A 6,544-nucleotide genomic window follows, 5' to 3' on the forward strand; every position below is an offset into this window, starting at 1 on the left:
AGTGCTTCCGGACGCGAATCACCCCGCGGTAGCGGCGGCCACCGCTACCGGAGTATCGGTGCGGGTCGCGAACTCGGTGAGCGCCGCGAAGCCGAGGCCGAGACAGGTCCACAGGGTCGCCGTCTCGGCCAGCGACGCCACCCGGAACTGCCACAGCAGGGTGGCCGGGAAGTCCGCGCTCACCTCGTTCACGCCGGGAAGCAGGACGTAACCGAGCGCCGTCACCAGGACGAACGCCGCGACACCGCCGATCAGGCGGTACGTGGGAAGTTGCGCGCGCAGCGCGGTGAACGCCGCGACCGCCGCGCCGACGGCCACCAGGCCCAGCACGACCGCGGCCAGCCACAGCAGGGTGCGCTCGTTGATGGTGGCCGGATCACCCACCGCCGGTGGATTCGCCGGATATTTGAAGAACGGCACCGCGACGATCGCGGCCCAGCCCGCGACGCCGAGCGCCAGGGCGAGCCGTGGGCCGGACAGTGCGGTGTAGCGCCGCGCGAAATGCGCGACCGAGGCGTAGATGGCGCCGAGCGCGAGCCCGGCCAACCCGAGGGCGAGGAACTGTCCGAACTTCTGGCCGCCGCGGCTCACCAGCGGTTCGTCCTCGTCACCGTGGGAATGCCCGGCTGTCGATTCCGCGTGCTCGCCATGGGTGTGTCCGGCGGCGGACCCCGCTTCCTCGATCGCGATGGCGGCGTCCACCTTCGGTTCGCCGACGAAGTAACCGACTGTCGCGGCCAGCAGGCCGGCGATGAGGCCGGCCAGCAGGCCGCGAAGCAGCAGTGTTCGGAGCGAACCGATCAATGGCACGGGAGCCCCAGCAGGTGGCGTCCGTCGTGCATCAGCTCATGCAGATACATCCCGCTGCGCGAGATGACACCCTGGTCGAAGCCGACCAGGTAGAGCGTGAGCAATGCGAGAAGAACGACACCGACCGTGACGAGCACGGCGGCCAGGGAATCGGTTGCCCGGCTGGGTGTATGCGCGATGGCCATTCGAGTCCTCCTTGGGATACGCGTCCCGTCCGGTGGTGGCGCGACGGTGCCGGTGTCTGGCTTTCCGGCACCGGACTCGGTGCGTGGAACACAGTGGCGCGACCGCTCCGGAATCTCACCGGAATTACCGCGTCACCCTCGCGTTTGTCCTTCGAACTGTGACACCCGCACACCCCCCGCGTCAACCAGGTCCGGCACGGGCGTACCACGGCGTCGGGCGAGTCGCCGGGCAGGCGGACCTGCCCGGCGTCGGATGCCGGACTCAGTTCGCGGGCTTGGCCTCGACGTCGAGCACGACCTCGAACTCGAGCAGGGACGCACCCGTCGAGACCGGCTTCTGCCGCTCGCCCGCGTGCGCCTCGCGTGCGGGCCCGTCCCGCCAGGCCGCGAAGGACTCTTCCGAATCCCACTGGGTGACAACGAAATACCGCTTCTCGCCGGCGACGGGGCGGAGCAGCTGGAAGCCGAGGAAGCCCGGGGAGCCCTCGACCGCGTGCGCACGGTGGGCGAACCGCTTCTCCAATTCGGGGCCCGCGCCCTCGGGAACCTCGATCGCGTTGATCTTCACAACAGCCATGCGTCCAAGCTAGCGGCTGCGGCCGAGCAGACGCTCGATACCTCGTATTGTCGAGTCGATGTTGCACGACGAAGGCGGAGCGGGCGCGCCGATCCTGCTGCTGCACGGATTGATGGGCAGCGCGCGCACCTGGCGCGATCAGCTGGCCTGGCTGCGCGGATACGGGCATGTCTACAGCTTCGACGCCGCGGGCCACGGCAGGCCCGCGCCCGGGGAACTGACCACCGAGGCCTTCGTCGCGGACCTCGCCGCGGGCACCGCCGCGATCGGCGAGCCGATGGTGGTGATCGGCCATTCGATGGGCGCGCTGCACGGCTGGGTGTTCGCCGCGACCCACCCCGATCGGGTCCGGGCGCTGGTGATCGAGGACATCGCACCGGACTTCACCGGCCGCACCGCCGCGCACTGGGCGGAGATGATCGAGGCGTGGCCGCAGCCGTTCCCCGACGACGAGGCCGTGCTGTCCTTTTTCGGGCCGGTCGCCGGACGCTACTTCCTGAACTCCTTCGAGCGCGGGCCGGAGGGATACCGGTTGCACGGCTCGGTCACCACCTTCCGCGATATCTCCGAGGAGTGGGGAACGCGCGACTTCTGGCGGCAGTGGCATGCGGTGCGGGTGCCCGCCCTGCTGCTGGAGGGCGAGCACAGCATCACTCCGCCGGGGCAGATGCGGCGGATGGCCGCCGCCCATCCGGGCGCCGACTACGCCCTGATCGCCGGTGCCGGCCATCTGGTGCACGACGACCAACCGGAGCGCTATCGCGCGGAGGTCGAGCGCTTCCTGCGGCGGGTGCTGAGGACCTGAGCCGCAGCGGGCGGTTCCGGGTCAGCCGGTCGCGCCCGGGTGCCCGCCCTCGCCCGCCAAGGCGAACAAGCCATCGGGTGTCTGTTCGATCAGGCCGTCCAGCAGCAGCGAGTCCAGGGCTCGGTCGCGCTGGCCCGGATCGCGGGTCCAGGCGATGTCCAGGCGCGTTCGTTCCACCGGCCCGCTGGCATGCCGCAGAACCTCCAGCAGGCGACCGCGCGCTTGGCGGTCGGTGCCCTCGTACTTCTGGGTGCGGCGGACCACCTCGCTCACCGGCCGACCCGCGGCGACCCACGCGCAACTCGGCAGTGGACAGCGCGCGCAATCGGGGGTGCGGGCGGTGCACACGGTCGCGCCGAGTTCCATGAGGGCGGCGGAGAACACCGCGGCGCGGTCGACCTGAAGCGGGAGCAGCGCCTCGGTGTCGGGGAGGTCCCGGGACGAAGGGTTGCCCGCTTCCGCGCGCCCGTGCACCGCCCTGGCAACCACCCGCCGGACATTGGTGTCCACCACCGGAACTCGTTGGCCATAGGCGAAACAGGCGACGGCGCGCGCGGTGTAGGCCCCGATGCCCGGCAGCCCGAGCAGCACCTCCACGTCGGTGGGCACCTCGTCACCGTGCTCGGCCGCCAGCACCCTGGCGCACTCGTGCAACCGCAGCGCGCGGCGCGGATAGCCGAGTTTCCCCCAGGCCCGCAGCACTTCGGCCGGTGAGGAGGCGGCCATCGCCGAAGGGACCGGCCAGCGCGCCACCCACTCCCGCCAGATCGGCTCGACCCGCACGACCGGGGTTTGCTGGAGCATGATCTCGCTCATCAGAATCTGCCACGCGGTGACACCAGGCCTGCGCCACGGTAGATCCCGCGCGGTCTCCCCGTACCAGTCCAGCAACGTGTCCGCGTCGATGCTCTTCGGTGCGCCGTTCCGCACTGCCCTCACTATCCCCGTCCTACTGCTGCCAGGCGGTATTTGCCCACCTGTAACCGGCCGAACTCGCTGGTAACCCGAACCGTCCTGCACAATGGTCGGTATGCCGGATTCCAACCCGATCAGTGCCTGGAAGTCCTTGCGCGAAGGCAACGAGCGCTTCGTCAGTGGTGAACTGCTGCATCCTAGCCAGGGCGCAGCGGACCGGGCCAAGCTCGTCAGCGGCCAGCACCCGCACGCGATCTTGTTCGGTTGCGGCGACTCCAGGGTCGCCGCCGAACTCATCTTCGACCAGGGCCTCGGCGACATGTTCGTGGTGCGCACCGCGGGCCATGTGGTCGACAGCTCGGTGCTCGGCTCGATCGAGTACGGGGTGCAGGTGCTCAACGTGCCGCTCATCGTAGTGCTCGGTCACGACAGCTGCGGCGCCGTGAAGGCCACCATCGACGCGCTGGACGGCGGCGAGGTCCCCGGTGGGTTCATTCGCAGCGTGGTCGAGCGGGTCACGCCCTCCATTCTGATCGGGCGGCGCGAAGGCCTGTCCACCGTCGACGAGATGGAGGCCAGGCACGTGGTGGAGACCAGCCGCCTGCTCATGCAGCGGTCGATGATCATCTCGCAGCGGGTGGCCACCGGTGAGCTGGCCATCGCCTGCGTGACCTACAAACTGGCCGAGGGCAAAGTGCAGCTGCACCGGGTCGTCGGCAATATCGGCGAGGTGGTCTGACGCCGCGGCGCGCCCGCCGTCGGCCCAGCGTGGCGGCGGAATGTACTCGCCGTCGACAGGGGCGGACGGCCGACACGCCGTGCCCCTGAGACGGTGCGCCCGATGGTGCCCTTACCGTTGAGACGTGCTGGAACCGAATGGACCGCTGCCACCGGAGATCTACTGGCGTCGACGCGTGTTCGCCATCGGAATCCTGGTGGTCGCCCTGGCGCTGGTGATCTGGGTGGTGCTCGCGGTCGCGCGCGGGGGCGACTCGCCCGGTGACACCCGGGCCGCCGAGTCCAGCTCGGTCACGGCCAAGCCCGTCGACGCGGCGGCCAAGCCGTCGGGTGAGTCCGGCGCGCCGAAAACCTCGGCGGCGGCCACCAGTGTCGCGGCGGGCCCGTGCCCGGACCAATCGCTGGCCATCAAGGTCACCGTCGAGCAGCCCACGTACAAGACCGGTGAGCAGCCGGTGTTCGGGATCGTCATCACCAACATCTCGGCGGTGCCGTGCACCCGCGACATGGGCTCCGGTCTGCAACAAGTTTCCGTGCACACGCTCGACGGTCAGCGGCGCCTGTGGTCGAGCACCGACTGCTATCCGGACGGCCAGCCCGACGTTCGCACGATGGGTCGCGGTGAGCAGGCGGCGTTCACCGTGACCTGGTCGGGCACCACGTCCCAGCCCAGCTGCGCCGGCGAACGGGTTCCGGTTCCGCCGGGGGCCTACAGCGTTGTCGCGCAACTCGGCTCGGTGCGCAGCATGGCCGAGCCGTTCAACATCGCCTGAGTTGTGTTTGTTTTTCCAGCGCCTGCGGCGCTGAGTGTTCGCGGATGCTCGGTCTTGCTTCGCTCGAAATCGGGGGTTGAGGTGTGCTGGGCGCGTAGGTACGCGTGATCGCCGCTTGGTTTACCGCCATTGGGTCGCTCGCGCGGGCTCGGCGGCCGCCGAATCAGCTGGCGGCTTCTTCGGGGGCGGCCCGCAGTTTGCGCAGGCCCGCTATGCGGATGGCGGAGCGGAGGTCGGCGACCTCGTGGATCTTCATGGTGCTCTGCACCGGCGCGAGGCCGGGCGGCACCAGGGCGGTGGTGAAGCCGAGGCGTTCGGCCTCGGCCAGCCTGCGGTTGAGGCCGGTCACTTTGCGCACCTCCCCCGCGAGGCCGACCTCGCCGAGGATCACCCAGCCCGGTGGGATCGGGACGTCGGAGTCGGCGCTGGCGATGGCGAGCGCGATGGCCAGGTCGGCGGAAGGCTCTACCAGGCGCATGCCGCCGACCGTCGCGGCGTATACATCGCTCTTGCCGAGGAACACCCGGCCGCGGCTCTGCAGGACGGCCAGCACCATGGCGACCCGGTTGTAGTCCAGGCCGCTCACCGCGCGGCGCGGCTGCGGAATTTCGGTCTTCACGGTCAGGCCCTGCACCTCGCCGACCAGCGGGCGTTTGCCGTCCATCGCCACGGTCACCGCCGTGCCCGGCACCGAATCGGTGCGGTGGTGCAGGAACAGGCCGGACGGGTCGTCGACGCAGGCGATGCCGTCCTCGTGCAGTTCGAAGCAGCCCACCTCGTCGGCGCTGCCGAAGCGGTTCTTGATGCCGCGCACCATGCGCAGCGTGGAGTTCTTGTCGCCCTCGAATTGCAAGACCACGTCGACCAGGTGCTCGAGCGTGCGCGGGCCCGCGACGTTGCCGTCCTTGGTGACATGCCCGACCAGCAGCACCGCGATCCCGCTCGTCTTGGCCAGCGAGGTCAGCGCGGCGGTCACCTCGCGTACCTGGGTGACTCCGCCGGTGACGCCGTCCACCTCCGGAGCGAGCATGGTCTGCACCGAGTCGACCACCAGCAGTGTCGGCCGCACCTGCTCGACATGCCCGAGCACGATCGACAGATCCGATTCCGACGCCAGATAGACCCGGTCGTGCACCGCGCCGGTGCGATCGGCCCGCAACCGCACCTGCCCCGCCGACTCCTCCGCGGTGACGTACAGCGACTTCTCGCCGTGCTGGGCCGCCCAGCGATGCGCCACCTCGAGCAGCAGCGTCGACTTGCCCACTCCCGGCTCGCCGGACAGCAACACCACCGAACCGGGCACCACCCCGCCGCCGAGCACCCGATCCAGCTCGCTCACGCCCGTCGGCCGCGCTCGGGTGACCTTGGAGTCGATCTGCGAAATCGGCGCGGCCGCGGTGCTGGGCAACATCGCCTTCCGCCCGGGAGAACCGACCGCCCCCGCCCCGACGACCACCTCGTCGACCGTGCCCCAAGCTCCGCACTCCGGGCACTTGCCCACCCATTTGGCGACTTCGTGCGAACAGGCGGAGCACCGGAAGGTCGGCTTGGTCTTTGCCACAGGGGCACCATACGCACCACCTCTGACAGTGTCTGTTTCCAGCGCCTGCGGCGCTGGGTGTTCGCGGCCCCTTCTTGGCTCGCGTCCGAGCGACCGCCGCTTGCTCCTTCGTCGCGTACGCGACGGTCACTCGGACGCGAGCCGGGCCGCGAACGGCGCATGCTCGGTCTCGCTTCGCTC

Annotated in this window: 8 protein-coding genes; 3 read left to right on the forward strand and 5 right to left on the reverse strand. The window is 70.0% G+C overall.

Annotated features, from left to right (window positions below):
• Positions 1 to 18: 18 nt before the first annotated feature.
• The 3 genes from NG1_RS25145 to mhuD all read right to left on the reverse strand — a co-directional run bounded on the left by NG1_RS25145 (position 19) and on the right by mhuD (position 1,572).
• Entirely contained in the window at positions 19 to 810 is a 792-nt protein-coding gene (locus tag NG1_RS25145; RefSeq protein ID WP_062974725.1) for a CbtA family protein, read from the reverse strand.
• Entirely contained in the window at positions 801 to 995 is a 195-nt protein-coding gene (locus NG1_RS25150; protein ID WP_040864549.1) for a CbtB domain-containing protein, read from the reverse strand. Before NG1_RS25150 ends, NG1_RS25145 begins: the two co-directional genes overlap by 10 nt.
• A 262-nt stretch (positions 996 to 1,257) precedes the next feature.
• Positions 1,258 to 1,572 (reverse strand): mycobilin-forming heme oxygenase MhuD, encoded by a 315-nt coding sequence (mhuD, locus tag NG1_RS25155; RefSeq protein ID WP_040864550.1) that lies wholly within the window; start codon positions 1,570 to 1,572, stop codon positions 1,258 to 1,260.
• A gap of 58 nt (positions 1,573 to 1,630) precedes the next feature.
• Between mhuD and NG1_RS25160 the strand changes: the two genes are divergently transcribed.
• Positions 1,631 to 2,377 carry an alpha/beta fold hydrolase gene (locus tag NG1_RS25160; RefSeq protein WP_062974727.1) on the forward strand — a complete coding sequence of 249 codons (747 nt, stop codon included), beginning with the start codon at positions 1,631 to 1,633 and terminating at the stop codon, positions 2,375 to 2,377.
• A gap of 21 nt (positions 2,378 to 2,398) precedes the next feature.
• Here the strand turns inward: NG1_RS25160 and NG1_RS25165 are convergent, their stop codons facing one another.
• Positions 2,399 to 3,307, reverse strand: a complete 909-nt coding sequence (locus NG1_RS25165) for an HhH-GPD family protein (RefSeq protein WP_157114220.1) — start codon at positions 3,305 to 3,307, stop codon at positions 2,399 to 2,401.
• A gap of 100 nt (positions 3,308 to 3,407) precedes the next feature.
• On the opposite strand from NG1_RS25165, the gene NG1_RS25170 reads away from it, so the two are divergent.
• On the forward strand, positions 3,408 to 4,031 hold the full coding sequence (locus NG1_RS25170; protein ID WP_040864678.1) for a carbonic anhydrase: 624 nt from the start codon (positions 3,408 to 3,410) through the stop codon (positions 4,029 to 4,031).
• 124 nt (positions 4,032 to 4,155) lie between these two features.
• The gene (locus NG1_RS25175; RefSeq protein ID WP_062974729.1) at positions 4,156 to 4,803 is read left to right on the forward strand and encodes a hypothetical protein; all 648 of its coding nucleotides are present in this window, start codon (positions 4,156 to 4,158) and stop codon (positions 4,801 to 4,803) included.
• Positions 4,804 to 4,966: 163 nt separating this feature from the next.
• Here the strand turns inward: NG1_RS25175 and radA are convergent, their stop codons facing one another.
• Positions 4,967 to 6,364: a DNA repair protein RadA gene (gene radA, locus NG1_RS25180; protein ID WP_062974731.1), complete on the reverse strand. Its 1,398-nt coding sequence runs from the start codon at positions 6,362 to 6,364 to the stop codon at positions 4,967 to 4,969.
• Between the last annotated feature and the right edge of the window lie 180 nt (positions 6,365 to 6,544).

Origin of the sequence: Nocardia gamkensis NBRC 108242 (assembly GCF_001612985.1) — a bacterium.
Taxonomy (GTDB): domain Bacteria; phylum Actinomycetota; class Actinomycetes; order Mycobacteriales; family Mycobacteriaceae; genus Nocardia; species Nocardia gamkensis.